28 protein-coding genes are annotated in these 25,939 nt (G+C 69.0%); 12 read left to right on the top strand and 16 right to left on the bottom strand.

Features of this window, described 5'->3' with window-relative positions; translation table 11 throughout:
• Nucleotides 1-64: 64 nt before the first annotated feature.
• The gene (gene bioD, locus ACFHYQ_RS10090) at nt 65-787 is read left to right on the top strand and encodes a dethiobiotin synthase (protein WP_394300837.1); all 723 of its coding nucleotides are present in this window, start codon (nt 65-67) and stop codon (nt 785-787) included.
• Nucleotides 788-831: 44 nt separating this feature from the next.
• Entirely contained in the window at nt 832-1,599 is a 768-nt protein-coding gene (locus ACFHYQ_RS10095; RefSeq protein WP_394300838.1) for an endonuclease/exonuclease/phosphatase family protein, read from the top strand.
• On the opposite strand, the gene cyaB is transcribed toward ACFHYQ_RS10095, so the two are convergent.
• Both cyaB and ACFHYQ_RS10105 read right to left on the bottom strand, forming a co-directional pair.
• The gene (cyaB, locus tag ACFHYQ_RS10100; RefSeq protein ID WP_394300839.1) at nt 1,596-2,150 is read right to left on the bottom strand and encodes a class IV adenylate cyclase; all 555 of its coding nucleotides are present in this window, start codon (nt 2,148-2,150) and stop codon (nt 1,596-1,598) included. The two genes, ACFHYQ_RS10095 and cyaB, sit on opposite strands and share 4 nt — an antisense overlap.
• A 119-nt stretch (nt 2,151-2,269) precedes the next feature.
• Nucleotides 2,270-3,115 (bottom strand): chitosanase, encoded by an 846-nt coding sequence (locus tag ACFHYQ_RS10105; protein ID WP_394300840.1) that lies wholly within the window; start codon nt 3,113-3,115, stop codon nt 2,270-2,272.
• A gap of 191 nt (nt 3,116-3,306) precedes the next feature.
• On the opposite strand from ACFHYQ_RS10105, the gene ACFHYQ_RS10110 reads away from it, so the two are divergent.
• Nucleotides 3,307-4,953, top strand: a complete 1,647-nt coding sequence (locus ACFHYQ_RS10110; RefSeq protein ID WP_394300841.1) for an acetolactate synthase — start codon at nt 3,307-3,309, stop codon at nt 4,951-4,953.
• A gap of 153 nt (nt 4,954-5,106) precedes the next feature.
• Here the strand turns inward: ACFHYQ_RS10110 and ACFHYQ_RS10115 are convergent, their stop codons facing one another.
• On the bottom strand, nt 5,107-6,810 hold the full coding sequence (locus ACFHYQ_RS10115; protein WP_394300842.1) for a serine/threonine-protein kinase: 1,704 nt from the start codon (nt 6,808-6,810) through the stop codon (nt 5,107-5,109).
• A 351-nt stretch (nt 6,811-7,161) separates the two neighbouring features.
• Nucleotides 7,162-7,437, bottom strand: a complete 276-nt coding sequence (gene bsaP, locus ACFHYQ_RS29360; protein ID WP_446746293.1) for a biotin synthase auxiliary protein BsaP — start codon at nt 7,435-7,437, stop codon at nt 7,162-7,164.
• Here bsaP and ACFHYQ_RS10120 point away from each other — a divergent pair.
• A complete protein-coding gene (locus ACFHYQ_RS10120) occupies nt 7,414-7,791 on the top strand; it encodes a thioesterase family protein (protein ID WP_394300843.1) in 378 nt (125 codons plus the stop codon). The genes bsaP and ACFHYQ_RS10120 overlap by 24 nt on opposite strands.
• 29 nt (nt 7,792-7,820) lie before the next feature.
• Here ACFHYQ_RS10120 and ACFHYQ_RS10125 read toward each other — a convergent pair whose 3' ends face one another.
• From ACFHYQ_RS10125 to aroA, 6 genes are all read right to left on the bottom strand, one after another.
• Nucleotides 7,821-8,033, bottom strand: a complete 213-nt coding sequence (locus ACFHYQ_RS10125; protein WP_204018998.1) for a biotin/lipoyl-binding carrier protein — start codon at nt 8,031-8,033, stop codon at nt 7,821-7,823.
• Nucleotides 8,034-8,063: 30 nt separating this feature from the next.
• Complete coding sequence (locus ACFHYQ_RS10130; protein ID WP_394300844.1) at nt 8,064-9,401, bottom strand: acetyl-CoA carboxylase biotin carboxylase subunit; 1,338 nt, start codon at nt 9,399-9,401, stop codon at nt 8,064-8,066.
• Between the two features lie 146 nt (nt 9,402-9,547).
• Nucleotides 9,548-10,750 carry an HD-GYP domain-containing protein gene (locus ACFHYQ_RS10135; RefSeq protein ID WP_394300845.1) on the bottom strand — a complete coding sequence of 401 codons (1,203 nt, stop codon included), beginning with the start codon at nt 10,748-10,750 and terminating at the stop codon, nt 9,548-9,550.
• A 107-nt stretch (nt 10,751-10,857) separates the two neighbouring features.
• On the bottom strand, nt 10,858-12,231 hold the full coding sequence (locus ACFHYQ_RS10140; RefSeq protein ID WP_394300846.1) for an HD-GYP domain-containing protein: 1,374 nt from the start codon (nt 12,229-12,231) through the stop codon (nt 10,858-10,860).
• A gap of 431 nt (nt 12,232-12,662) precedes the next feature.
• Nucleotides 12,663-13,703 (bottom strand): ribosome small subunit-dependent GTPase A, encoded by a 1,041-nt coding sequence (gene rsgA, locus ACFHYQ_RS10145; RefSeq protein ID WP_394300871.1) that lies wholly within the window; start codon nt 13,701-13,703, stop codon nt 12,663-12,665.
• Nucleotides 13,704-13,782: 79 nt separating this feature from the next.
• A complete protein-coding gene (gene aroA / locus ACFHYQ_RS10150; protein WP_394300847.1) occupies nt 13,783-15,120 on the bottom strand; it encodes a 3-phosphoshikimate 1-carboxyvinyltransferase in 1,338 nt (445 codons plus the stop codon).
• Between the two features lie 74 nt (nt 15,121-15,194).
• On the opposite strand from aroA, the gene ACFHYQ_RS10155 reads away from it, so the two are divergent.
• Together ACFHYQ_RS10155 and ACFHYQ_RS10160 are read left to right on the top strand one after the other, a co-directional pair.
• Entirely contained in the window at nt 15,195-15,965 is a 771-nt protein-coding gene (locus tag ACFHYQ_RS10155) for an SOS response-associated peptidase (RefSeq protein ID WP_394300848.1), read from the top strand.
• A gap of 144 nt (nt 15,966-16,109) precedes the next feature.
• A complete protein-coding gene (locus ACFHYQ_RS10160) occupies nt 16,110-16,445 on the top strand; it encodes a TraR/DksA family transcriptional regulator (RefSeq protein ID WP_394300849.1) in 336 nt (111 codons plus the stop codon).
• A 28-nt stretch (nt 16,446-16,473) separates the two neighbouring features.
• On the opposite strand, the gene ACFHYQ_RS10165 is transcribed toward ACFHYQ_RS10160, so the two are convergent.
• Nucleotides 16,474-17,214: a class I SAM-dependent methyltransferase gene (locus tag ACFHYQ_RS10165; protein WP_394300850.1), complete on the bottom strand. Its 741-nt coding sequence runs from the start codon at nt 17,212-17,214 to the stop codon at nt 16,474-16,476.
• 125 nt (nt 17,215-17,339) lie between these two features.
• Between ACFHYQ_RS10165 and ACFHYQ_RS10170 the strand changes: the two genes are divergently transcribed.
• From ACFHYQ_RS10170 to ACFHYQ_RS10180, 3 genes are all read left to right on the top strand, one after another.
• On the top strand, nt 17,340-18,068 hold the full coding sequence (locus ACFHYQ_RS10170; RefSeq protein ID WP_394300851.1) for a sigma-70 family RNA polymerase sigma factor: 729 nt from the start codon (nt 17,340-17,342) through the stop codon (nt 18,066-18,068).
• Nucleotides 18,065-18,331, top strand: a complete 267-nt coding sequence (rsrA, locus tag ACFHYQ_RS10175; RefSeq protein WP_394300852.1) for a mycothiol system anti-sigma-R factor — start codon at nt 18,065-18,067, stop codon at nt 18,329-18,331. The genes ACFHYQ_RS10170 and rsrA overlap by 4 nt, the downstream gene beginning before the upstream one ends.
• A gap of 81 nt (nt 18,332-18,412) precedes the next feature.
• Nucleotides 18,413-19,324 carry an NAD-dependent epimerase/dehydratase family protein gene (locus ACFHYQ_RS10180; protein WP_394300853.1) on the top strand — a complete coding sequence of 304 codons (912 nt, stop codon included), beginning with the start codon at nt 18,413-18,415 and terminating at the stop codon, nt 19,322-19,324.
• Nucleotides 19,325-19,384: 60 nt separating this feature from the next.
• Here ACFHYQ_RS10180 and ACFHYQ_RS10185 read toward each other — a convergent pair whose 3' ends face one another.
• Nucleotides 19,385-19,513 carry a hypothetical protein gene (locus tag ACFHYQ_RS10185; RefSeq protein WP_394300854.1) on the bottom strand — a complete coding sequence of 43 codons (129 nt, stop codon included), beginning with the start codon at nt 19,511-19,513 and terminating at the stop codon, nt 19,385-19,387.
• 97 nt (nt 19,514-19,610) lie between these two features.
• On the opposite strand from ACFHYQ_RS10185, the gene hisN reads away from it, so the two are divergent.
• Nucleotides 19,611-20,396 (top strand): histidinol-phosphatase, encoded by a 786-nt coding sequence (gene hisN / locus ACFHYQ_RS10190; RefSeq protein WP_394300855.1) that lies wholly within the window; start codon nt 19,611-19,613, stop codon nt 20,394-20,396.
• Here hisN and pstB read toward each other — a convergent pair.
• The 4 genes from pstB to pstS are packed head-to-tail and all read right to left on the bottom strand — an operon-like array spanning nt 20,393 to nt 24,162.
• Nucleotides 20,393-21,169, bottom strand: a complete 777-nt coding sequence (gene pstB, locus ACFHYQ_RS10195; RefSeq protein ID WP_394300856.1) for a phosphate ABC transporter ATP-binding protein PstB — start codon at nt 21,167-21,169, stop codon at nt 20,393-20,395. The genes hisN and pstB overlap by 4 nt on opposite strands.
• 4 nt (nt 21,170-21,173) lie before the next feature.
• Nucleotides 21,174-22,061: a phosphate ABC transporter permease PstA gene (gene pstA, locus ACFHYQ_RS10200; protein ID WP_394300857.1), complete on the bottom strand. Its 888-nt coding sequence runs from the start codon at nt 22,059-22,061 to the stop codon at nt 21,174-21,176.
• On the bottom strand, nt 22,058-23,068 hold the full coding sequence (gene pstC, locus ACFHYQ_RS10205; RefSeq protein WP_394300858.1) for a phosphate ABC transporter permease subunit PstC: 1,011 nt from the start codon (nt 23,066-23,068) through the stop codon (nt 22,058-22,060). The genes pstA and pstC overlap by 4 nt, the downstream gene beginning before the upstream one ends.
• Nucleotides 23,069-23,073: 5 nt before the next feature.
• Complete coding sequence (pstS, locus tag ACFHYQ_RS10210; RefSeq protein WP_394300859.1) at nt 23,074-24,162, bottom strand: phosphate ABC transporter substrate-binding protein PstS; 1,089 nt, start codon at nt 24,160-24,162, stop codon at nt 23,074-23,076.
• A gap of 177 nt (nt 24,163-24,339) precedes the next feature.
• On the opposite strand from pstS, the gene ACFHYQ_RS10215 reads away from it, so the two are divergent.
• On the top strand, nt 24,340-24,798 hold the full coding sequence (locus ACFHYQ_RS10215; protein WP_394300860.1) for a low molecular weight protein-tyrosine-phosphatase: 459 nt from the start codon (nt 24,340-24,342) through the stop codon (nt 24,796-24,798).
• Nucleotides 24,785-25,588: a fructosamine kinase family protein gene (locus ACFHYQ_RS10220; RefSeq protein ID WP_394300861.1), complete on the top strand. Its 804-nt coding sequence runs from the start codon at nt 24,785-24,787 to the stop codon at nt 25,586-25,588. The genes ACFHYQ_RS10215 and ACFHYQ_RS10220 overlap by 14 nt, the downstream gene beginning before the upstream one ends.
• The last annotated feature ends 351 nt before the right edge of the window (nt 25,589-25,939 follow it).

Below are 25,939 nucleotides of genomic sequence, written 5' to 3' on the forward strand. Positions count from 1 at the left end.
ACGGCCGCGTCCGGCGCTCATGCCCTGCGCCGCCGGGCCGCCGCCACGCCGTACGCTGCGGTGAATGAGCATTATCGTTGTCACGGGCACGGACACCGGTGTCGGAAAGACGGTTGTCACGGCAGCGCTGGCCGCAATGGCCCTTGGACGCGGCGTGACGGTCGCGGTGGTGAAACCGGCGCAGACCGGTGTGGCGGCCGACGAGCCGGGAGACCTCGACGACGTGCTCCGGCTGTCGGGGGCGAGAACGACGTTCGAACCGGCCAGATATCCCGACCCGCTGTCGCCCGCCGCCGCCGCCCGCGTGTCGGGCCTGCCGCCGGTCTCACTCGCCTCGGTGGCCACACTCGTCCGGGAGCAGGCCGAGTCGCACCGGCTGGTCATCGTGGAGGGGGCGGGCGGCCTCCTCGTCCGTTTCGACGAGGAGGGGAGCACGATCGCCGGCCTGGCGCATGAGCTGGGGGCGCCGGTCCTGGTGGTGGCCCGGGCCGGGCTCGGCACGCTCAACCACACCGCGCTGACGCTGGAGGCGATGGCCGGCCGAGGCCTCGAACTGGCCGGCGTGGTGATCGGCTCGTGGCCGGCCGAGCCGGGACTGGCTGAGCGGTGCAACGTCGCCGACCTGGAGATGCTCGCGGCCCGACCGCTCGCCGGGGTGCTGCCCGAGGGTGCGGGCGCCCTCGGGCAGGCCGAGTTCCGGCGCGCGGCACGGGCGGGGCTCGCCCCGACACTGGGCGGAGTGTTCGACGCCGCCACCTTCCGCACCACCCTCAAGCTTTCCGCATGACCCCACGAGCCCGCTTGAGCCCCAGCGACCACGAAATGGGCGCAGTGAACGACGACATTCTGGAGATCGCCCGCGTCCAGGTGCGGCGACCGGAAGATGTGTTCCTGCTCACCGAAACAAGCGCCGGGACCGGTACGTCCTACCTGCTAGATCAGTTCCGGAATGCCGGCTACGCCGTGGTCAAGACACCTGATATCGACGGAGAGCGAGGGACTGCGCTGGTCAGCCGAATACCTTTGGCTCACACTCAGCCCGACCCCTTCGATGAGGTGAGTATCCCCGGTCGGGTCGCGTTCGCGGCGCTAGACACGAGTCCACGGATGTGGATCCTCGCTGTCTACGTACCTAGCCGAGACCGCAGCGCAGACAAGATCACTCGCAAGGAAACCTTCATCGGCTCCCTCCTCAAAGCGTTGGAGGAACTACCCGCCGAGCAGCACGACCACCTGGTGATCGGCGGGGATTACAATGTGATCTCCGCCGATCACCAGCCACTCCACTCGGGATTCCTCCCGTTCGAGTTCGGCTTGCTGGAAACTCTCAAGGCCCGGGGTTTCCTCGATGCCTACCGTCGCTGCTCGCCGGGCATTCAGGCCTACAGCTGGATCGGCAGGACCGGCGATGGCTACTGCTATGACTACTTCCATGTGGGCCCAGCCTTGGCCGACCGCATCTGCGATTGCGCCTATCTTCAGGAGACGCGCGAGACCCGCCTGACCGATCACGCGGCAGTCCGGCTGGGACTGCAGGCGGAGGCGGCGAAGCTGCCCTGCGACGCCCCATCCGGGCCGGATGCCCTCGCATTGTTTTAGGCAGGGGCGAGGGCTGCACGCACGAGGGAGTCGTAGGTGTCGGTCGTACGCTCCAGTTCGACGCCGAGTGATCGCGCGACGGCGTCGAGCTCCTGCTGCACGGCTGCGCCGGACTCCCCGCCGTGCACTGTCCGCTCGATCTCGACGAACACCCCGGCGTGCTCCACCTCATCGATACAGATCGACATGTCGCCCAGCACCCCGGTCCTCCGGGTCTTCACGATCCGGACCGTCGGGTAGAAGCCCATCGCTACGACGGCCTGATGCATCTGCTCCCGGTCGGCGACCTCGGTCTCGTGCTCCAGGCAGGCCATCTCGTTGTCGAGCGGCTTCTTCACCGTGAACAGATGCCGCCCCTGCTGGGTACGCAGACGTGCGAACGCCACCCCGATCTTGCTATTTCCATAGCTCCAGCCATCTTCGGCGTACGCTTGGTCGTCCTGCCGTATCGTGGCCGACAGGGACACCCCGCGCTGGACCAGCGCGTCCTCCAGCGCCGCCACGTCGGCCACGCGGTACTTGACCTCAACCTCTTGCGTCCCCTGAGCCACGACAGCCTCCCTGGCATTCGCTGAAGCGGTCCGGAGCCTATCGAGTCCTTCGGCTCGCTGTCGGCCGAAGCGGTAAAGACGGTCGGCTCTCGCCGTAGGCAGGGCCGTACATGAAGGTGTCACTCGATCCGGTACGGGTCGCCGTAGACCTTCCATCGCAGCGGCGGGTCCAGGTCGAGGTTGCCGTTCCTGAGGAAGACCCGCTGGGCGGTGTCCACCCGGCTGGTGTCCTCGTGCGCCGCCTCGGCCCGCATGGCCTTCTTCCGCGCGTCGAGAAAGGCGTTCAGATAGGCGGTCTCGTCGCCGCCCCGGGCCGGAGGCCTGGCCTTCTTCAGCGCGTTCTTCCGGATGGCGCCGAAGCTCTCGGGGTCGTCACCGTCGCCGTGCATGATGATCGCGTCGAAGTAGACGAACTGGCCGAGTGCCCGTAGGCCGTCCTTCTTGGCCCACGCGACCGCCGGGTTGAAGTAGACGCGGTCCCGCTCGTCCTCCTGGGCCCGTTGGAAGGCACTGTCCCTGGCCGCCGTCTTCCATGCCTTGACGAACTTCGAGCCGAGACCGGAGTGGGAGTCCGAGCCGTTCACCCGGCGCAGTGCGGGAAGGTACCTGGCCAGCACATTGCGCGGCCTGCGCTTGGTGTAGAGCTCGACCAGGTCGAGCATGTCGCCGGTGCCCGAGCAGAAGCCGACAATGCCGGCCGTGTAGCCGCGGTCGTCATCGATGTCCTCGATGTAGCCGTACTGTGCCCTCCAGTCGAGGGACGAGTTCTCCGCGCTGGAGACGATCCGCATGGCGATCTCCTTCATACGCGGATCGGTGAGATCGACGCCGCTTTCCGCCCCGTCCCAGACCGCCGTGGCGATCACTGTGGGGGCTGCGGTAGGCGGGCAGGATGCCGCCGGAGCGGCGACGGTCAATGCGAGCAACAGGGGCGGGATGACGAGCACGGAGGTCAGGCCGGGCATGGGTCTCCTTGAGGGGATGGAGGAGCAGCCGAGGGGGTACGTCTTCGACAGGTGATCGAGTAAACCACCGGGTGTCCCGAGCCGCCGATGCCGGGCGACGACGGGTGTGACGGCACGCGATTGCGGGCAGGTTCGCGGGGGCCAAGAAGTCTTCTGTTCCGGCTAAGTGACCGACTGGTAGGTTTCCCCGCATGGAGTCCCCGAAGCACGCAGGCGACATCGCGGTCGCCGTCTCCCAGGCGTACGGCGTCGACACGATGTTCACGCTGTCCGGCGGGCACGTGTTCCCGCTGTACGACGGCGCGGTCCACCGGGACATGCGCATTCTCGACGTCCGCCACGAGCAGAGCGCGGTCTTCGCCGCCGAGGCGACCGCGCGCCTGACCCGACGCCCCGGCCTGGCGGTGCTGACCGCCGGCCCCGGCGTCACCAACGGCGTCTCCGGGGTCGCGACGGCCCACTTCAACGGCTCGCCGCTCGTCGTGCTCGGCGGCAGGGCGCCGCGCTCCCGATGGGGCTCGGGCGCGCTGCAGGAGATGGATCACCCGCCGCTGTTCGAGCCGATCACCAAGCTCGCCTTCACCGGCGCGGGCGCCGACTCCATCGGGCAGGACGTCGAGACGGCGTTCCGTACGGCACTGGCCCCGCACCGCGGGCCGGTGTTCCTGGACGTCTACATGGACGACCTGTTCGCGCCCTCGGCCGACTTCGATGCCCAGACGTTGACCCCGTCGCCGCTCGAACCCGACACCGACGCGCTCGCCGGGATCGCCCGGCTGATCGCCGAGGCCGAGCGGCCGCTGCTGGTGTTCGGCTCGGACGTGTGGATGGACCGCGCTGAGGAGGCGGCCCGGGACTTCGCCGAGGAGTGGCGTCTGCCGGTCGTGCCCAACGGCCAGGGCCGGGGCATCCTGCCCTCCGGCCACGACCTGCTGGTCACCCGCGCCCGGGGGCTCGCGTTCGGACAGGCCGACCTGGTCATCGTGGTCGGTACACCGCTGGACTTCCGGCTCGGCTACGGCTGGTTCGGCGGCAAGGACGGCGCGCCGCTCTCCCGGGTCGTCCACATCGTGGACGCGCCGTCCCAGCTCGCCACCCACATCGGTCTGGCCGGGTCGGCCGCGGGCGATCTCTCCGTCACCTTGTGGGGGCTCGCCGCCGCGTGCCGCGATGCCGGGGTGAATCCGAAGGCGTACGAGCCGTGGAAGGACCGGCTGGCCGAGACGGCGGCCGCCGCGATCGCGTCCGACGCGCCGCTGCTGGAGTCGGACGCCGATCCGATCCACCCGATGCGGATCTACGGCGAGCTGAACAGGCTGCTCGACGACGACGCCGTGGTGATCGGAGACGGCGGCGACTTCGTGTCCTACGCCGGGAAATACGTCGAGCCGCGCAGACCCGGCAACTGGCTCGACCCGGGGCCGTACGGCTGCCTCGGCACCGGGCTTGGCTACTCGATCGCGGCCCGGCTCGCCCGGCCGTCCTCGCAGGTCGTGCTGCTGCTCGGCGACGGCGCCGCCGGCTTCTCGCTGATGGACGTCGACACTCTGGTACGGCACCGCCTGCCGGTCGTCATGATCTGCGGCAACAACGGCATCTGGGGGCTGGAGAAGCATCCCATGCAGTTGCTGTACGGCTACGACGTGGCGGCCGAACTGCAGCCGCAGTGCCGGTACGACCAGGTCGTGACGGCACTCGGCGGCGGCGGCGAGCTGGTGACCTCGCCCGATGAGATCGGACCGGCACTACGCCGGGCGTTCGACTCCGGCGTACCGTACCTGGTGAACATCGCCACCGACCCACAGATCGCCTACCCGCGCAACACCACCGGAGTGTGATCCCCGCCCCCCACATGGCGCGTGATCCTGCGAATACCGCAGCCGTACTCTGCAAGATCATGACAAGCGAACATGCACGTCAAATACCGTTTCTGCGAGCAACTGCAAGATCACGCCCGGGGCTCGTCCCCAAGGTTCGCGTTCGAGCCCGGGTCAGGAACTGGGACTGGGCGACGGGCCGGGCGGCGTCTGCGAGGGCGACGGGGACGGGCAGGCTTTTCTGGCGATCGCGACCATCACGTTGGACCCCTCCGGCCTGGGTGTGCCCGCCGCCGGAGACTGGTGGCTCACCTGGCCCTCGCATTCGCCATCGCCCTTGTAGCTGACGCTGACTCCGAATCCAAGCTGGATCAGCTTGGCCCGGGCCGCGCTCTCGTCCAGCCCCTTGACTTCCGGCACCTTGACCATCATCACGCTCGGGCTGGGCGAGGGCGACGGGCTCGGCGACGGGCTCGCCGAGGGGCTGGGCGACGGACTCGGTGACGGGCTCGGCCGCCGCGGCGGAGGCGGAATCACTCTCGTCGGGCTCGGTGAGACGGCCCTGCCCCTTGCGCGAGTGCGACTGGGCGTGGGCGAGGGGACCTCGGCGGTGACGGACGGCTCAGCGGACGGCACCGGCACACCGGAACGGGCCGAGGCGAGGTTGACGCCCGCCGCGACCAAGCCGACCACGACCACGCACCCGGCCATCCCCGCCACGATCGGCCCGGTGCGCGTCCTGCGCCCCTTCTTGAGCTGCGCCCGGCGAGACGATCGGGATCCCGGTTGTGACCCCTCCTGACGCCCCGCGACGGACGCCGCCTGCGTGGTCCCGGACAGGGGGGCCATGTGCGTCGCAGCGGTGCCGTCATGCCAGGCTTCCCTGGTGACCCGATAGGTCTGCCCGTCCTCCAGGTAGTCCGTTTCCTGGAACGCCGCCTCGATCATCGCCGCGTCCGCCGACTGCTCGACCGGCGCGGCGCCCGGATGCCCGTACGGCGTTGCCGCGACCGGCTGTCCATAGCCGGAGTCGGGCTGTACAGCACCGGTGGGGTGGGCGGACTGGCGGGCCGCCTGGCTCATCGCGGCGGCGGACGGCCACCGGCGCGCCGGGTCCTTGGACATCGCGCGTTCGACGACGGCGCGCACCGCGGGCGGCACGTCGGACGGCAGAGGCGGCGGCTGTTCGCGGATGTGCTTGAGCGCGATCGTCACCGGCGTGTCGCCGTCGAAGGGCCGCTGGCCTGCGAGGCACTCGTAGGCCACCACGCCCAGCGCGTAGATGTCCACCGCGGGGGTCACGGGAGCCCCCTCCGCCTGCTCCGGAGCGCAGTACGCGGCGGTGCCGAGGACCATGCCCGCGTCGGTGAGACGGCTGCCCGAGTCGGCGCGGGCGATGCCGAAGTCGGTCAGCACCAGCGTGCCGTCCGAGCGGACCAGGAGGTTGCCCGGCTTGATGTCGCGGTGCACGATGCCGCTGTCGTGGACCGCCTGGAGCGCCGCAGCGGCCTGCGCGATCAACTCCATCGCGGGTTCTGCGCCGATCCGGCCGAGCCGCGTCAGCAGCCGGTCGAGGGGCTCTCCGTCGACGAAGCGCATCACCAGGTAGGCGGTCGGGCCGTCACCGGGGACCTCGGCGACGCCGTAGTCGTAAACGTCGACCACGCCCGGGTGATTGATGGTCGCCATCGCCCTGGCCTCGCCCTGGAAGCGTACGGCGAAGCCGGGGTCGTTGAGTCGCCCGGGAAGCAGCACCTTCACGGCGACGGTGCGTGCGAGTACAGTGTCCTCTCCTCGCCACACCTCGCCCATGCCCCCGGCGCCCAGCCGGGCATCCAGCCGGTAGCGTCCAGCCAGGGTCGTGCCTTGGGCCACCATCTGCGCCCCGTACCCCCTACGTCGTATTCGACAAATCATGCCCTGCCAAGCGCGGCCCAGATGGCGCCTCGCCGTGCCGGAGCCCCATCCACGAAACTTCCTCGCAGGCTCGAAACTTCCGTGGGCCCGGGAGGTCGCCCGTAGGCTCCGCTACGAACTCCTCCTCCGGCCGGCGATGTATCCGTCTGGATCCACGCTCGCGACGGGCAGCATTTGTCAAACACTCCTAATTCGCTCTGCCCCCGAAGTGTCCAACAAAGCAGCTTCGCATCGCGAGAAGATAACTACAGGGTCACAGAAGCCAGAATTGGTTGGGCTTCCACTCCAGGGTCAGACTCAAATCTTAGCGGTTTACCCGCCCACATCGCCGTGCTTCGAGCAACGGGCCGACCAGCTTGTCGGGGCCACCTGGCCGACCATGCGGCGACGGCAGTGTGGGCAGAAGCGCGGCGGCTCCATCGCTCTCGCGGTCCGGCAGGCCGCATGATCGCCTTCAGCCGCCGGCCGGCCGCAATGATCACAGTAGAGGCTGATGATGTCGCCCCACTCGTCGGGCGCCGAACCGCGTCCGGAGCGCGACGGCGTCCTAATAGGCTGGCGCGCATGAGAATTGTCCCAGGTCTGCACGCCGAAGTCCTCATCATGGTCGAGCGGGAGGATACCGCCATCAGGGTCGGCAGCGGCGACGTCCCGGTCCTCGGCACCCCGCGACTGCTGTCGTTCGCCGAGGGGGCCATGGTCAAGGCCGTCCAGCCCTACCTTGAGCAGGGACAGACGACCGTGGGCACGAAGGTCGCGCTCGATCACCGCGCGCCCAGCCCGGTCGGCATGCACGTTGAGGTCAGCGCGGAACTGGTCGAGGTGGACGGCAGGCGGCTGATCTTCTCGGTCAGGGCAGTCGACAAGAACGGGACGCTTGTCGCCACGGGGCGAGTCGAGCGGGTCATCGTCGACCGCGAGAGGTTCCTCGCCCGGCTGTGACGCCCGCTCGGTGAACGGATCCCGGCGATCTACTCGATGACGGCGATCAGGTCGCCCTCCTGGACAACGTCGCCCTCGGCCACCTTGAGCTGTGCCACCGTACCCGCGTCCTCGGCGAGGACCGGGATCTCCATCTTCATCGACTCGAGGATGACGAGTGTGTCGCCCTCCTCGACCGCGTCACCCTCACTCACAACGATCTTCCAGACGTTCGCCACCATCTCGGCGTGCACCTCTGCCACCCGGAACTCCCATCTCATCGAGCCAGCGGATCAAGCTTGCCTCATCCGGGCGACCAGCCCGGTGTCGTAGTCCCCGCTCACGAACTCGGGGTGGTCCAGCAACTCGGCGCAGAACGGCAGGTTGTGCTTCGGCCCTGCCAGCCGGAAGGCCGCGACAGCCGTACGGCCCCGGGCCAGTGCCTCCTCCCGCGTCGCACCGTGAACGCAGAGCTTGGCCATCAGCGGATCATAGAACGGCGTGACCGTGTTGCCCGCTACGTAGCCGGAATCGACGCGCACGCCTTCGCCCGCCGGCTCCTCCCACACGTCGATCTTCCCGGGTCCCGGGAAGAACCGCTTGGGGTCCTCGGCGTACACCCGGAACTCGATGGCGTGCCCGCGCGGAGGAGCCGCCTCCACCGGAAACACCTCGCCGGCCGCGATGCGAATCTGCAGCTCGACCAGGTCGAGTCCGGTGACCAACTCGGTGACCGGGTGCTCCACCTGGAGGCGGGTGTTCATCTCCAGGAACACGAAGTCCTGCGCGTCGGCGTCCACGAGGCACTCCACCGTGCCGGCGCCGCGGTAGCCGACCGCCTCCCCCGCCCGTACGGCCGCGGCCAGCATGCGCTCACGCAACCCAGGGCTGACGCCGGGCGACGGGCTCTCCTCCGCGACCTTCTGGTGCCGCCGCTGGACCGAGCAGTCCCGCTCGCCCAGGGCCACCACGGTGCCGTCGGCCAGGCCCAGGATCTGCACCTCGACGTGCCGGGCCCGCTCGATGTATCGCTCAAGCAGGATCGCCGGATTGTCGCCGAACCGGGCCGCGGCACGGGACGCCTGCTCGAACGCCTTGACCAGGGAGGCGTCGTCCCGCGCCACGCCCATGCCGATGCCGCCGCCGCCACCGGCCGCCTTCACCATGACCGGGTACCCGATCCGGGCCGCCGATTCGAGGGCCTCCGTCTGGTCCGTAACCGGCTCGCGGGTACCGGCCGCGACCGGCACGCCCGCGCTCTCCATCAGGTTCCGGGCATTGATCTTGTCGCCCATGCGCTCGATCGCATCGGGATCGGGACCGATCCAGACGAGACCCGCATCGGTGACCGCACGAGCGAACGCCGCGTTCTCCGCGAGGAACCCATAACCGGGATGGATCGCCTGTGCCCCCGTGGCCCGGGCGGCGTCGATCACCTTGCCCGCGTCAAGGTAGCTCTGCGCCGGGCCGGCCGGCCCCAGGAGAACCGCGTCGTCGGCCTCACTCACGAACGGCAGGTCGGCGTCCGCCTCCGAGTGGACCGCGACCGCGCGCAGCCCCATGCCCTTGACCGTACGGATGATCCGCCGAGCGATTTCGCCACGATTGGCGACAAGAACTGAGTCGAACACGCAGTCAACCCTATGATGATCTAGCCCTCCGCTCCCCCACCTGATTCCAACTGAACCGGCCGGGCGAAACTGTAGGGTCGCCACAACAACCATGCCCTCGGCGCGGCGTTCCGCGGCTCTCATTGGGACATCTGCTACAACCGTTGCTACAGCTGTACGGCAGGGTCGAGGCGGTCGATCGCCCGCGCCATCGCCTCCACGACGGCGGGGTCGTACTCTCTGCCCACGCCCAGGCGGAGCCGCTCGATCGCAGCGGCGGCCCGGTCCCTGTCGGCGGAGCCGCCGACCAGGTCGTCGTAGGCGTTGGTCGCTCTGATGATCTGGCTGGCCAGCGGAGGTGAGTCGGCGACGGGATCGCACTGCCGCCGGACGATCTCGGCGACGCCGTGGAGGACCCCGGCCTTCCTGATCACCTCGGCGCCGAGCTCGGCGATCCGCCCGGCCTGCGCGGGGTCGGCCAGCACCGTCGCCCCGCCCGGGATCGGATCGCGCAGCGAGAGCTGTCCGATGTCGTGCATGAGCGCGGCGTATTCCAGTTCCAGCAACTGCGGCTCGGACATGCCGAGCTCACGCCCGATGGCCAGGGACAGCCGGCTGACTCGACGTGAATGCCCGGGTTCGACATATCCGCCGACCTCGGTGACCCGGCTGAGCGCACGCACGGTCTGGAGGTATGTCGCCCGGATCCCCGCGTACTTGCGGAAGGCGATCTGGGTGACCAGCAGCGGCGCGGCGAAGGCCGGCAGCGCGGTCAGGTCCATGTTGTGCGAGGCGAGGGCGAGCAGCATGCCGGAGGCGGCCACCGCCGCGCCGAGCGGCGCCGCCATTCTGATCTCGTCCCGCACGGCGACGCCGAACGCGGTCCGCACCTGCCCGGCACGCGACATGGCCGCGATCAGCATGTCGGCGGCGAGCATGACCGTGCCGAGGGCGGCCATCACGCCCAGCGCCGGCCACCAGTTGTCGCGGGACGCGATCTCCTGGAGGAAGCCGGCCATCGGCCGGTAGGCGAAGGCCAGCAGCGAACCGGCGAGCAGCCGTCTGGCCATCGCTTCGAGCCTCGGCGGGCGGCCGACCGCCAGGTGCGGCAGCCCGCCCGCGATCATCCCTACCGCCATCACCGCGACGACCTGAAGGGCCGGGTGCTCCACCGGGCGGCCGCCGACGTCGAGCAGCAGGGCGTAGCCGAGGGAGGCCGCGGTGGAGATCGGGGCGACCTCGCGGTTGCCCGGCATCGTCAGTCGGGCCAGCTCGCCGGCTGCGATCAACGCGCCGAAGCCGATCGCCACCCGTGGGTCCACCAGTCCGACGGCCGCCGTGTGCGCGATGCCCGCCATGGTCAGCAGCATGGCCGCGAAAATGAGGAGGATCTGCGCGCCATTCCGAGAACATACGCCGCCCCGAGAACAGGCGGGGCCGGGACCGTGCGGCCTGCCCGCCGCCATCCGCCGCTCTCTCATCTCTCCGACGCCACCTGGATGGGGGTGGTGGGATCGTCGTGATCCTTGACGGTCGTCTCGACGGCCACGCCTACGGGCGGCTCGGGCAGGGACTGCGCGTGCTGCCAGCCGTCCCGTTCCAGTGCCTTGACGAAGGTGCCGACCATGTCGGGGTCGAACTGGGTCCCGGCGTTCTTACGCAGCTCGGCGATCGCCTCCTCGACCGACTTCGCCTTGCGGTAGGACCGGTCGGACGTCATCGAGTCGAACGCGTCGGCCACCGCGATGATCCGGGCGAACTCCGGGATCTCGGATCCGGCCAGGCCCATCGGGTAACCCTTCCCGTCGTATTTCTCGTGGTGATGCATGATCCCGGCGAACGCCTCGTCGAGGAAGTCGATGCCGCGCACGATCTCCAGACCCCGCATCGGATGGAGCTGGATCGCGGCGAACTCCTCCTCGCTGAGCTTGCCCTCCTTCTGCAGGACCTTCGTCGGCACGCCCAGTTTGCCCACGTCGTGGAGCATGCCGGCATAGCGGATGGCCCGCAGTCGCTCGGTGCCCATGCCGAGCTCCTCGGCGATCATGGAAGACGCCGCCGAGACCCGGGTGCAGTGACCCCGGGTGTAGTAGTCCTTGGTCTCCACCGCCTGGCACAGCGCCGCGATGGTCGCGTCGTACGAGCGCTGCTCGGCGTGGTAGTGCCCCAGCGCCCAACGTGCGACGAACAGCGGCAGCAGTACGAGCACCGTCGAGATCGACTGCACCGTGGCCCACAGAGCCGCGATCAGCAGGCCGAAGACGGCGTAGCCGACGTACGACCCGAGGAACTGGACGGTCGCGCGCAGCGGCACCTGGTTCCTGCCGACCTCGGAGGCGAGTTGCAGGATGCCCGCGGTCAGCAGAAAGTTGATCAGTACGAAGACACCGGTCGCCGCACCGTACGGCACGAGGATGCCGGGGAAGTCCGCGGTCCTGGGCAGACCGGGAACGCCCCCCGCCAACTCGAAGGCCCAACCGGCCGCGTAACCGCAGACCGCGTACTGCGCCCCGTTGAACAGGCGTTTCACCAGCGACAGCCCGGGGCGTACATTGACCAGGGCCATCAGGCCGACCAGCGCCGCACCTTCCGGGCCTACCAGCACGACGGCCGCCAGCGCGGCCGAGTAGCTCACCGACACCGCCACGTGGGGCACGTTGAGCAGGGTCGGCACGGATTCACAGAGCAGGAAGAGCAGGGCCAGCACGAGGACGGTGGCCCAGTCGAGGTCGGCGATATTCCCGGGCGTGTGGCTGTTCCCGGGCACATAGACGCTCCGCGCGATCAGGAACCCGGCGATCCCGATCAGCGCGGCGAAGTAGACCCTGGCAGGCCACGGCAGTTCCCGCAATGCGGCCACCTCGGATGAGAGAGGAGCCCGCGACCCCGCGGTCTGCTCAGAGACGATCAGCCACAGGGGCCACGGGCGCGGGTTGGGTATGTCGACGAAGACGATCCGTCCGACACCCTAGATCCAGGAGATTCCCTGGGTGGTCCCGGTGACCGGACCGGCCAGAGCCAGAACCGGCGAGAGCAGCGTCAGCGCCACGATCAGCCTGACGATGGTCTTCCCAAGCATGTGCCGCCTCCACATTCGTTCGCGAGATCAGGCTACAGAACGGGACACCAGACCTCAGGGATGTCGAAGCATCGCGGCCAAACCGTAATCAAGCCATCACACCCCGTTGAATTGCCCGACTCTGTAGCAGTTGGCACGGGTACTCCAGAACTGCGCCGGATGCCGCGCCCGAGCGAGATGGCACAGAACGCGCCGCGCGTCGATCAGTCGTCGTCGGAGGTGCCCTCGCGGCTGGTCAACAGGCGTCTGAGCGACTCCAGCCGGGCCGGCTCGGCATGGCCCTCGGCGACGAGGCGGTCCAGTGCGCAGTCATCGCCCAGATGGGTGCAGCCCTTCGGGCAGTCGACCGTGGTCTCGATCAGGTCGGGGAAGGAGGCGAGCACGGTCTCCACCGACACGTGGGCCAGCCCGAACCCGCGCACCCCGGGGGTGTCGATGATCCAGCCGCCCTCCGGCAACTCCAGCGCGACCGCGGACGTCGAGGTGTGCCTGCCCCGGCCGGTGACCGCGTTGACGTGCGACACGGCCCGCCGGGCATGCGGCACCAGCGCGTTGACCAGGGTTGACTTGCCGACGCCGGAATGCCCCACCAGCACGCTGATCCGGTCGGTCAGCCGCTCGCGCAGCGCGTCGAGCGGGCCGCCCTTGGCGACCACGACGTACGGCACGCCGAGGGGCTCATAGTGCGACACCAGGTCGTCGGCCGGAGCGAGGTCGGCCTTGGTCAGGCACAGCAGCGGCTCGATGTCCGCGTCGAACGCCGCGACCAGCAGCCGGTCGATCATCCGGGGGCGGGGCAACGGATCGGCGAGCGCGGTCACGATGACGAGTTGGTCGGCGTTGGCCACGACCGGGCGCTCCACTCCGTCCTCGGTGTCGTCGGCGCTGCGCAGTAGCACCGAACGGCGCTCCTCCACCCGCACGACCCGGGCGAGCGTGTCGGGCTGACCGCTCACGTCGCCCACGAGCGCCACGCGGTCTCCGACGACGATGCCCTTGCGTCCCAGCTCGCGGGCCTTCATCGCGACGACGAGGACCGGCTCGGGCCGGCCGGCACGACGGTCGCCGTCCGCGGGGGCCGCACCGTCGTGACCGACCAGGCAGGTGTACCGCCCACGGTCGACGGCGACGACGAAGCCCGCCACGGCGCCCTTGTGGGCAGGGCGGATCCGCGTCCGGGGACGGGATCCCTTGCCCGGCCTTACCTTGACATCGTCCTCGTCGTAGTGCCGCCGCCTGCTCAGCGCCCGCGCCCCCTCGCGGACGCGACAGCCGTACGGCCCGTGCCGCGACTCACCGCGCCCTGTCTCATTGGGCCCCGTCTCATTGGACGGTCCCGTCCAGCATCTCGGTCCACATGTGGGCGAACCGGGGAAGCGTCTTCGCCGTGGTGGCGATGTTCTCCACCTCGACACCCGGTACGGCGAGGCCGACGACGGCCCCGGCGGTCGCCATCCGATGATCCTCGTAGGTGCGGAAGACCCCGCCGGACAGCGGCCTCGGCCGGATCTCCAGCCCGTCGTCGGTCTCGCGGGCATCGCCGCCCAGACGGTTGATCTCGGTGGCGAGCGCGGCGATGCGGTCGGTCTCGTGCCCGCGGATGTGGGCCACGCCGCTGATCCGGGACGGCCCGTCGGCGAGCGCCGCGAGCGCCGCGATCGTGGGGGTCAGCTCGCTCTCGTCGTGCAGGTCCACGTCGATGCCCCGCACCCGGCCGGTGCCCGTCACCCGCAGGCCCTCGGATAGCAGGGTGACATTGGCGCCCATCTCGGCGAGCAGACCGCGCAGCCGGTCGCCCCCCTGGGTGGTCTCCGCCGGCCAGTCCGGGACGGTCACGGTGCCGCCGGTGATGAGAGCTGCGGCCAGGAAGGGGGCCGCGTTCGACAGATCGGGCTCGACCGTGACGGGCCGGGCCCGGACCGGGCCGGGCAGCACCCGCCACACGTCGGCCTCGGAGTCGTCCACCTCCACCCCGGCCTGGCGCAGCATGTGCACGGTCATCGCGATGTGCGGCATCGACGGGACCGCCGGGCCACTGTGCCGGACGGTGACGCCCTTCTCGAAGCGGGCGGCGGCCAGGAGCAGACCGGAGACCATCTGCGAGGAGGCGGACGCGTCGATCACCACTTCGCCGCCGATGATCCGGCCACGTACGGTGAACGGCAGCGCGTCACCGTCGACGTTCGCGCCGAGCGAGCGCAGCGCCGACAGGATCGAGCCCATCGGCCGCTTGCGCGCGTGCGGATCGCCGTCGAAGGAGACCGGCCCGTCGGCGAGCGCGGCCACCGGCGGCACGAACCGCATGACCGTGCCTGCGAGGCCCACGTCGATCGAGACACCGCCTCTGATCGGATGAGGGACGATCGACCAGTCCACGCCGGCGTCGCTGTCGTTCGACGGCGTCATCTCCGTGCCCAGCGACCGCAGTGCCGCCGCCATGAGATCTGCGTCGCGACTGCGCAGCGCGCTCCGTACCGTGCCGGGCTCCTCGGCCAGCGCGGCGAGCAGCAGCGCACGGTTGGTCACCGACTTGGAGCCGGGCAGGCGTACGGACGCGTCGATCGGCCCGGTGGCCGTCGGAGCGGGCCAGCACGGCGCGGCGTGGTCCACAACGGTGTCGTTCGGTTCGTCGTCGCGTGGTGCGGACTGTGCGGAGGCCATGTTCGCAAGCTTATCGACCCGCCCACCTCCGGCGGGGACGCGCGTGATCCCTTTGTGGATGGCAGAGTTGTGGCATGTGCGGTAGGTACGCGTCTGCGCGGAAGAAGCACGAATTGCTGGAGGAGTTTCAGGTCGAGATGGACGGCGTGCCCGACCAGGAGCTGTCTCCGGACTACAACGTCGCGCCCACCAAGAAGATCTATGCCGTGATGAGCAGGGTGCCGGAGATCGAGGGCGAGAGCCTGTCGGACCGCCCGGTCAGGCAGTTGCAGATCGTGCGATGGGGCCTCGTCCCGAGTTGGGCGAAGGATCCCTCGATCGGCGCGCGGCTCATCAATGCCCGTGTGGAGACCGTGGCGGAGAAACCTTCGTTCCGCAGGGCGTTCGCCTCGCGGCGGTGCCTGATCCCGGCCGACGGCTACTACGAGTGGATGCCCCTCGAAGGCAGGAAGAAGCAGCCGTACTTCATCCATCCGGCGGACGGCGGCCTGCTCGCGATGGCCGGACTGTACGAGTTCTGGAAGGACCCGGGGCGTGCGGACGACGACCCGCTCAAGTGGCTGTGCACCTGCACGGTGATCACCACCACCGCCGAGGACGAGGCGGGGCGGATCCACGACCGCATGCCGATGATGATCGAGCGTGACCGCTGGGCCGACTGGCTCGACCCGCGGACCGAGGACCCCTCCGGGCTGCTGGGGTCCGCTGGGCTACTGCTCCGGGCGGGCCCCGGCCGGCTGCGGGCGTACCCGGTCTCCACCGCCGTGAACAACGTCCGGAACAACGGTCGTGAACTGCTCGAGCCGCTCGACGGCGAACCGGAGGAAGCGGGGGCGCTTTTCTGACCCACCCGACCGGGCGAGGGGTGTAAACGGGCGATGAACTGGGCATCCGTGAGGAAAGCGATTTACACCCAGTAACCAGCTCGAACCGTCAGGAGGCCGGGGCTCCTCGACGGATTCCCCCATACGTCCCGGAGGTGCGGACTCGTGGACGACGCGACCGTGCGCATGCGCCTGGAGGGCATGCTCCAGGAGCTTGACAGGTCCATCAGGGTGCTCAAGGGGGATGGCGTCGACCTGCGGGACAGGTCGGCGGCTGACGGGGGCGCCCACCTCACCGATTCCGACCGGACCCGGGCCATGCTCGACGTGGCCGCGCGGCAGCGCACCGCGGTGCTGGCCGCGCTGAAGCGGCTCGAGGACGGCGGCTACGGACGGTGCGTCGACTGCGGCAAGGCCGTACCGGACGGCAGACTGGAGGCGCGTCCCGAGGCGGCACGGTGCGTCCAGTGCCAGTCGCGGGTCGAACGCCGTCGCCGCTGAGCACCGTCCCTTCGGCCGTGCGAGGGCTTCAGAGCGGCTTGCGGGCGCTGGCGACCAGGTGGATGCCGACCGTGTCGTCCCCGTCGCCCTCGGACTCCAACTCGGTGCGCACCAGCCAGGCGAGCGACCGGCTCTCCGAGCTCAGCACGTGATCGACAGTGGACGGGGACAGCACGGTACGCGGGCGGATCCACTCCGTCTCCAGCCCTGCCGAGGTGATCAGCTCGCGCATCTGGGCGCTGGTGAAACACCGGGTGATGCTGCCGTCCGGCCACGGGACCAGCATGACCTCCCCGGTCTGGCAGAGATGGGCCCAGTAGTTCTGCTCGGCGAGGATCGCCATGCCGAGAACCAGGGAGTCGACGCACAGCAGCGCCCGGCCGCCGGGCTTGAGCACGCGCGCCACGTCCTCCATGACCGACTCGGCCATGATCTCGACCGACAGGACCCGCTGCTCGGCGACTATTCCGTCGACGGACTCGTCCGGCAGAAAGCTCAGGTCGTCGGCGCGCACCTTGTGAATCCGGTCGGAGGCGGCCCTGAGCCGGGGCTCGGCCGACCGGCGGAAGTCCATCACCTCGATCACCCGATGCCCGGCACGGGCGGCCTGGGCAGGCCACCGGCTGCGGCCGCCGGACAGGTCCAGCAGGAGGGAGGGGCGCTTGGGAAGCCACTGCCTGAGCTGCTCGGCCACCACGGCGTGATAGAAGGTCCAATAGGGCCCGAGGGTGCCCGAGCCGTTGAGTTCGTTGGCCGGGATAGGCAGCACGAGCGGCTCCTGGACGTCGGTTACCGGACTCCAGCCGGTACTTGGTTTCTTTCCCCGTGCGGGAACGTTCATCACCTGAAACTGCACCGGGAACAGACTCTACGCCCGCCCTGTTGCAGTTGGGCATGAAGACGTTGGTGCTGCCAGAAGTCCCCCGGCTGGCCCCGTACTCCGGGCCGGTATCCTCGGCTGGGTACGGCGTCCTGAAGGGGGTGGGTCCGGTCGCCACGACGGCCGAGGAGACTCTGGAGCAGCGCAGTGAGCGGTTCGAGCGCGACGTCATGCCGTATCTCGAGCAGCTTTACTCCGCGGCGCTCCGGATGACCCGAAACGCAGCGGATGCCGAGGATCTTCTGCAGGAGACCTTCGTCAAGGCCTTCGCGTCCTTCCACCAGTTCCAGGTGGGGACGAACCTCAAGGCCTGGCTGTACCGCATCCTCACCAACACCTTCATCAACAGCTATCGCAAGAAGCAGCGGGAGCCCAGGCAGTCCGGCACCGAGGAGATCGAGGACTGGCAGCTCGCCCGGGCCGAGTCGCACATGTCGACCGGGCTCAAGTCCGCCGAGATCGAGGCGCTGGACCATCTGCCCGACAGCGACGTGAAGGACGCGCTCGCCGCGATTCCCGAGGATTTCCGGATCGCCGTCTATCTCGCCGACGTCGAGGGCTTCCCGTACAAGGAGATCGCCGACATCATGGGCACTCCGATCGGGACCGTGATGTCGCGCCTGCACCGGGGACGGCGGCAGTTGCGAACCCTGCTCCACGACTACGCGCGCGAACGCGGACTCGTGCGGGCGGACTCCCCTGACGGAGGTCCCGGCGGGTCGCTTGGGGAGGAGATGCGATGAGCTGCGGGCGCCATCATGACACGCCGTGTAGCGACGTACTGGACCGTGTCTACAGCTACCTCGATGGCGAGCTGGACAACAGCGGATGCGCCGAGATCAGGCGGCATCTCGACGAGTGCGGACCCTGCCTCGAGGAGTATGGCCTGGAGCAGGCCATCAAGCAGCTCGTGGCCAGGAAATGCGGCTGTGATCCCGTCCCGGAGGACCTCCGGGCCAAGGTCCTGTCCCGCATCGCGCAGATCCGCACCGAGCTGGCCGACTGACCCGAACCGGTCCGGGGCACGCCCGCATGTCCTACCCGGCGGTTAGGATCTACCGTCGAACCTTCAAGGAAGAGCGGGGACATGCGGGCACTGGTCACAGGCGGGACGGGGTTCATCGGATCCAATCTCGTCGATCGGCTTCTGGCGGACGGCCATGACGTGGCGGTGGTGGACGACCTCTCCTCCGGACACAACCGCAACCCCCACGCGTCCCTGCACGTCATGGACATACGGGACCCCGCGCTTGTGGATCTCGCACAGACGTGGCGGCCCGAGATCATCTGCCACCTCGCCGCCCAGATCAGCGTCCGCAGGAGCGTGGCCGATCCGCTCACCGACGCCAGGGCGAACATCGCGGGCACGATCAACGTGCTGGAGGCCGCCAAGCGGGGCGGCGCACGCAAGGTGGTCTACGCTTCGTCGGTCGCCGTGTACGGCAGGCCGGCGGTGATCCCGGTGCCAGGCGGCGCCCCCACCGATCCGCGCTCGCCGTACGCCGCTTCAAAACTCAGCGGCGAACTCTACCTGGCCACCTACCGGGCACTGCACGGGCTCGAGTACACGGCTCTCGTGCTGTCCAACGTGTACGGTCCGCGGCAGTCACCGGAGGGCGAGGCGGGGGTCGTCGCGATCTTCACTGACGCGCTGCTCAGCGGGAAGCCCACGGTCGTGTACGGCGACGGCACCCAGACGCGTGACTACGTCTTCGTCCACGACGTGGTAGACGGATTCGCCCGCGCCTGCGGGACCGCCGGCGACGGGCGGCGGTTCAACCTCGGCACCGGCGTGCAGACCACCGACCGGGAGCTGCACACGCTGATCGCCGAAGCCACCGGAGCCCCCGACGAGCCGCGGTTCGAGCCGCCGCGCCCGGGCGATCTGCCCGCCATGGCCGTCGACCCCGCCCCGGCCCTCGACGGGCTCGGCTGGATCGCCAGGCACGACCTCCCCACCGGTCTCAAAGCCACCATCGCCTGGGCCCGCGAAAGCTGAGCGCGGCCGCCGTTCAGGAGCGCGTCGCGGGGCGATTGGGCTTCAGAGTCCACGTGACGGTCAATGCCGCCACGACGGCACCGGCCGCGTCGAGGATATCGACGGCCCACCGGAGCCGACGGAGTCGAAGGAGATGCCGAGCAGCCGGGCGGACGGCACGCTGTCGAGCAGGAAAGCCGCGATATCCATGCCCGAATATTACCGATCAGTACGAAATAGGGCACGACCGTGCTCTGCTGCGACCCGGCAGTGGCACGGTACCTTGGGCACCTGAAAGGGAGGGCTTGTGACGGGATACAGCGACGATCTGCACCTCGCGCATGTGATGGCGGACGCCGCCGACGACATCACGATGCGCCGTTTCAAGGCCGTCGATCTGAAGGTCGACACGAAACCCGACCTCACACCGGTGAGCGACGCGGACCGGGCCGTCGAGGAGGCCATCCGCGGCACACTGCGCCGCGCCCGCCCGCGCGATGCGGTCATGGGCGAGGAATACGGCATGACCGGGTACGGCATGCGCTCATGGATCGTCGATCCCATTGACGGCACGAAGAACTACGTGCGCGGCGTCCCCGTGTGGGCCACGCTCATCGCGCTGATGGAGCGCGGGCAGGTCGTGGTGGGGATGGTGTCCGCGCCGGCGCTGAACCGCCGCTGGTGGGCGGCGAAGGATGCCGGCGCCTGGACCGGGCGGAGTCTCGCCAAGGCGTCCCGCTGCCGGGTGTCCTCGGTCGGCCGCCTCGACGACGCCTCCCTGTCGTTCTCGGACCTGGAGGAATGGGAGAAGGAAGGCCGGCTCGACAGCTTTCTCGATCTCACCCGGGGAGTCTGGCGGACCCGAGGTTACGGGGACTTCTGGTCGCACATGATGGTCGCCGATGGCTCCGTGGACATCTCGGCCGAGCCCGAGCTCTCCCCCTGGGACATGGCCGCGCTGACGGTCATCATCGAGGAGGCCGGCGGCACCTGCACCGCGCTCGACGGAACCTCCCCGCTCGACAGCGGCAGCCTCGTCTGCACCAACGGGCTCCTCCACGACGAGGTGCTCAAGCGTCTGTCACATCGCTAGCCGAAGCGGCCGGCGATGTAGTCCTCGGTGGCCTTCTCCGCCGGGTTCGTGAAGATTTTTGAGGTGTCGTCCATCTCGATGAGCCTGCCCGGCCGTCCCTGGGCGGCCAGGTTGAAGAACGCGGTCCGATCGCTGACCCGTGCGGCCTGCTGCATGTTGTGCGTCACGATGACGATCGTGTAGTCCTTCTTGAGCTGTGCGATCAGGTCTTCGATCGCCAGCGTGGAGATCGGGTCGAGGGCCGAGCACGGCTCGTCCATCAGCAGGACCTCGGGTCGTACGGCGATCGCACGCGCGATGCACAGCCGCTGCTGCTGTCCGCCGGACAGGCCCGCTCCCGGCTTGTGGAGCCGGTCCTTGACCTCGTTCCACAGGTTGGCGCCCTTCAGGGACTCCTCAACGACGCCTTCGATTTCGGAACGGGAGAACCGCCCGTTCACCCGCAGTCCGGCCGCCACGTTGTCCAAGATCGACATGGTCGGGAACGGGTTGGGACGCTGGAACACCATGCCGATGGTCCGGCGGACCGAGACCGGGTCCACGTCCGGCCCGTAGAGGTCCTGGTCCTCGATCCTGACCCTGCCCTCCACCCGGGCACCGGGGATGACCTCGTGCATCCGGTTCAGCGTGCGCAGGAACGTCGACTTGCCGCAGCCGGACGGACCGATGAACGCCGTGACCGACCGGGGCTCGATCGTCATCGTGACGCCCTCGATCGCCTTGTGCGATCCGTAGTAGGCGTCGAGATCCGACACCTCGATCTGCTTGGCCATGTTGTCAGGACCTCCTCCTCGCGGGCGACCGCCACCATCCGATGAGGCGTGCGACCAGGTTGAGCAGCATGACGATCAGGATCAACGTGAGCGCCCCGGTCCAGGCGCGGTCGATCGCGCTGTCGGTCGGGCGGCCCGCCTGGTCGAAGACGTACAGCGGAAGACCCATCTGCGGCCCCTGGAACGGGTCGTTGTTGATGGAGTCGGTGAAGAAGACGGTGAGCAACAGCGGCGCGGTCTCTCCGGCCACCCGGGCGACGGCCAGCATGACGCCGGTCATGATGCCGGTGGACGCCGTGGGCAGCACCACTTTGACGATCGTCCGCCATTGCGGGACGCCCAGGGCGTACGACGCCTCGCGCAGTTCGCGCGGCACCAGGCGGAGCATCTCCTCGGCCGCCCTGACCACGACCGGCATCATCAGGATCGACAGCGCGAGCGCGCCGGCGAAGCCGGAGAACGGCATGCCGAGCACGAGGATCCAGAAAGCCAGGACGAAGAGCCCGGAAACGACAGAAGGGACGCCGGTCATGACGTCCACGAAGAAGCCGATGGTTCTCGTCAACCACCCGCCGTTGCCGTACTCGACCAGGTAGATCGCGGTGAGCAGCCCGATGGGGATCGCGATGAGCGAGGCGAGCAGGACCTGTTCCAGTGTCCCGACGATCGCGTGGTAGGCGCCGCCGCCGACGTCCCTGGCCCCGATGTCGCGCATCGAGTGGGTGAGAAATTCCAGGTCGAAACGCTGCATGCCGTTGCCGACGACCATCCAGAGCACGGACACGAGCGGGATGAGCGCCAGGGCGAAGGCCAGGAAGATCAACACCTGGATGATTCGGTCTTTCGCCCGCCGGCCGACCGAAATGGACTGAATGCCGGTCTGTACGGTCATGCCGCCGCCCTCGCGTACTCTTTGCGGCGGGCAACGACGAACCGTGCGGCCGTGTTCACCAGCAGCGTGATCAGGAACAGGACCAGCCCCGAGGCGACGAGTGCGCCCCGGCCGATCTCGGTCGCCTCGCCGAAACCGTTGGCGATGTTGGCGGCGATGCTGTTTCCGCTCGGGCCGAGCACGCGAAGCGAGATGGTGAACGTCGCGGGGAAGATCAGGGCGACGGCGATGGTCTCACCCATGGCGCGGCCGAGGCCGAGCATCGCGGCACTGATGACGCCGGGACGGCCGAACGGCAGCACCGACATCCTGATCATCTCCCAACGGGTGGCCCCGAGCGCGAGCGCCGCCTCCTCCTGCGCCTTGGGCACCTGGAGGAACACCTCACGGGAGATCGCGGCGATGATCGGCAGGATCATGATGGCGAGCACGAGAGACGCGGTGAGCATGCTCCGGCCGACCACCTGGTCGCCCCCGAACAGCGGGATCCAGCCGAGGTAGCGGTTGAGGAACTCCGACGGTCCGAGCATGAACGGCACCAGGAAGGCGATGCCCCACAGCCCGTAGACCACGCTCGGCACCGCCGCCAGGAGATCGACCAGGTAACCGAGCGCTGACGCGAGCCGCCTGGGCGCGTAATGGGAGATGAACAGCGCCACGCCGACGGCCACCGGGGTGGCGATGACCAGCGCGATGAACGAACTGAGCACGGTGCCGAACGCGAGCGCACCGATGCCGAACGCCGGTTCTGCGGCGTTCGGCCGCCAGGTGAGCTCGGTCAGGAAGTTCGCGGTGTCCGCCCGGAGTGCCGGGATCGCCGTGCTGACGAGGAAGGCCCCGATCGCACCCATCATCGCCAGGAGTGCGATGCCCGCCCCGGTGGCCGCGAACCGGAACGGCCCGTCACCGCGGGTGCCGCCGACGCCGATGGCACGCCGACGGGCGGCCCGGCAGACGGCCTGGTGGGTGGTCTGGCCGCCCTGTCTGGTACGGAATGTCGTGACCATGGTGATCAGGAGATAGCGACGATGGCGGTACGGACCTTGGCGACAAGGCCGGGTGGCAGCGGAGCGTAGCCGAGGCCGCTGAGCGCCTGCTGACCCTCATCGCCGGCGGTGTAGGCCAGGAACGACCTGACCAGTTTCGCGTCGGTGGCCGGCAGGCCCTTCTCACAAGTGATCTCGTACGTCACCAGCACGATCGGGTAGGCGCCCGCGACCTTCGTCGCGTAGTCGATCTCGAGTTTGAGGTCGTTGCCGGTGCCGACGATCTCGGCAGCCTCGACGGTCTTGCCGGCGCTCTCCGGGGTCAGTTCGACGAACTCACCCGAGCCGTTGGCGACCTTGGCCTTCTGGAGCCGCGAGTTCTCCGCGAAGGACAACTCGACGTAACTGATCGCGCCCTCGGTGCCCTTGACCGCGGCGGCGGTGCCGTCCGAGCCCTTCGCGCCCTGGCCCCGCGCCTCAGCGGGCCACGCCTTCGCCGCCTCGTACGGCCAGTCGCCGGTGGCCTTCAGAAACTTGGTGAAGTTGTCGCTGGTGCCCGACTCATCCGACCGATGAAATGTCTGGATGGCGATGGAGGGCAGCGGTGCTTCCGGGTTGTCCGCCTTGACGGCCGGGTCGTCCCACTTGGTGATTTCGCTGTTGAAGATGCCGCTGAGTGTCCTCGGAGACAGCCGCAGGTCGTTCACATCCGGCAGGTTGTAAACAACGGCCACCGGGCCGGTGACCATGGGCAGGTTTATCGCCTTCCCGGTCTCGCAGCGTGCGTCCGCCTGGGCCGATTCCCTGTCGTTCAGCGCCGAATCCGAACCGGCGAACGCCACGGCGCCCTGGATGAACGCCTGCACCCCCGCGCCGGAGCCGCTCGGCTGGTAGTTGATGCTCGCCCCGGGATTCGACGACTGGAACGCCTTCTTCCCCTCCGCCATCGCGTTCGCCTGAGCGGACGATCCGGCGGCGTTGACGGTGCCCGCCGGCCCCCCCGACACCGGCTCCCCTGCCGTCCTGGATGTGGTGTTGTCGTCGGTGCCACACGCGGCGAGCGAAAGCACGCCGGTGACGACGGCGGTCAGGACAAGCCGGCCCGCATACTTCACGGTTGTTCCTCTCAGTCGCACTGTCATCGTGAGGGACGCTAGGCGGTAAAAGTGAAGCAAAGTCCTGGTAAAGGTGAACGGACGGTGAATGAGCCGGGTCGATCTCCAACCACTCTTCTGGCGGGCCGAATGAGCCTCCCTGCCCGATCGTGACCGGCATAGGGGACGATTGGAGCCATGAAACGTGTGTGTCTCGTCTGCCTGGGCAACATCTGCCGCTCTCCGATGGCCGAAGTGGTGCTGCGCCGTACGTTCGCCGCCCATGGGCTCGACGTCGTTGTCGACAGCGCGGGCACCGGAGGCTGGCATGCCGGCAATCCCATGGACGAGCGGGCGCTGGCGACGCTCGCCGAGCACGGCTACGACGGCTCGTCGCACCGGGCGCGCCAATTCGATCCCGCCTGGTTCGCCGAACGCGACCTGATCCTCGTCATGGACCGGGAGAACCTGCGCGGCATCCGCCGTCTCGCGCCCCGGGACGCCGACGTGCGGATGCTGCGCTCGTTCGATCCCACCGCTCCCGACGGAGCCGAGGTGCCCGACCCCTACTATGGCGGCCACGAGGGGTTCGTCGACGTGCTCCGCATGATCGAGGCGGCGGCGGAAGGGCTGGCCAAGCATCTTGAAAATCACTAGAGACCTGGGTGAGAGCCACGCCTGGTCGCTTCACGAAGCCATGCTCGACGGAGGCCGGAGGGTCTTCGTCAAGAAGGGGACCGGGTCCGGCTCCTTCGCCTCGGAGGCGGCCGGCCTGCGGTGGCTCGCCGACCCCGGCGTGGTGGCCGTACCCGAGGTGATCAGCGTGTCGTCCGACACGCTGATCCTCGAATGGGTCGACACCGGGCCTGCGACGGCAGCGGCCGCGGAGCGGTTCGGGCGTGAACTGGCCGCTCTGCACGCGGCGGGCGCACCGGCTTTCGGCGCGCCCTGGCCCGGGACCATCGCGCGACTGCCCATGGAGAACATCGCCGCCCCCGACTGGCCGTCGTTCTACGTCACCCGCCGGGTCCTTCCCTTCGTACGGCTCGCGCGGGACGACGGCCGTCTGTCCGCGGTCGATGTCGAGCTGATCGAGGATGCCTGTGCTTACCTCCCCGAGGTCGCGGGACCGGCCGAGCCACCCAGCCGGATCCACGGCGATCTGTGGAATGGCAACCTGCTCTGGACCGACGGGCAGGTCGTGCTGATCGATCCGGCGGCGCACGGTGGCCACCGCGAGACCGACCTCGCCATGCTCGCGCTCTTCGGCGCACCGCATCTCAGCACGATCCTCGGGGCATACCGTGAGGCGGCACCGCTCTCGGACGGCTGGCGCGAGCGTGTGCCCCTCCACCAACTCCACCCGCTCGCCGTCCACGTCTGCCTGTACGGCGAGGCGTATCGCGGCAGCCTGACGACGGCGGCCGCCCAGGTGCTCGCCCTGTGACCATCGTGGTGCTCCGCATCCCGGGGAGCGGAGCACACGGCTACAAGCGGCGTACGGCCGCGGGGGGACCAGGACGGCCGCCACGATCTGCAGCAGCGCTATCAGGTGAACCACCATGCCCAGCCCACCATGACGTGCGTCTCGGCGAGTTCTTCTCCACCGTTGACAGCCTGACCGGCGAATGACGCAGCGGCCACGAGTCCCAGCGCCTGAGCGACGATCAGGATCCCCGAGAGCTACTGCGGATCCGCCGCGGCATGTAGTCGGTACGCATGAAACCCCTGGAAATGCGTGAAGGCCACCCCACAAGGGATGGCCTCCACAAAAAGATTGTCCGGCGGCGTCCTACTC

The organism is Sphaerimonospora cavernae (genome assembly GCF_042435035.1).
GTDB lineage: Bacteria > Actinomycetota > Actinomycetes > Streptosporangiales > Streptosporangiaceae > Sphaerimonospora > Sphaerimonospora cavernae.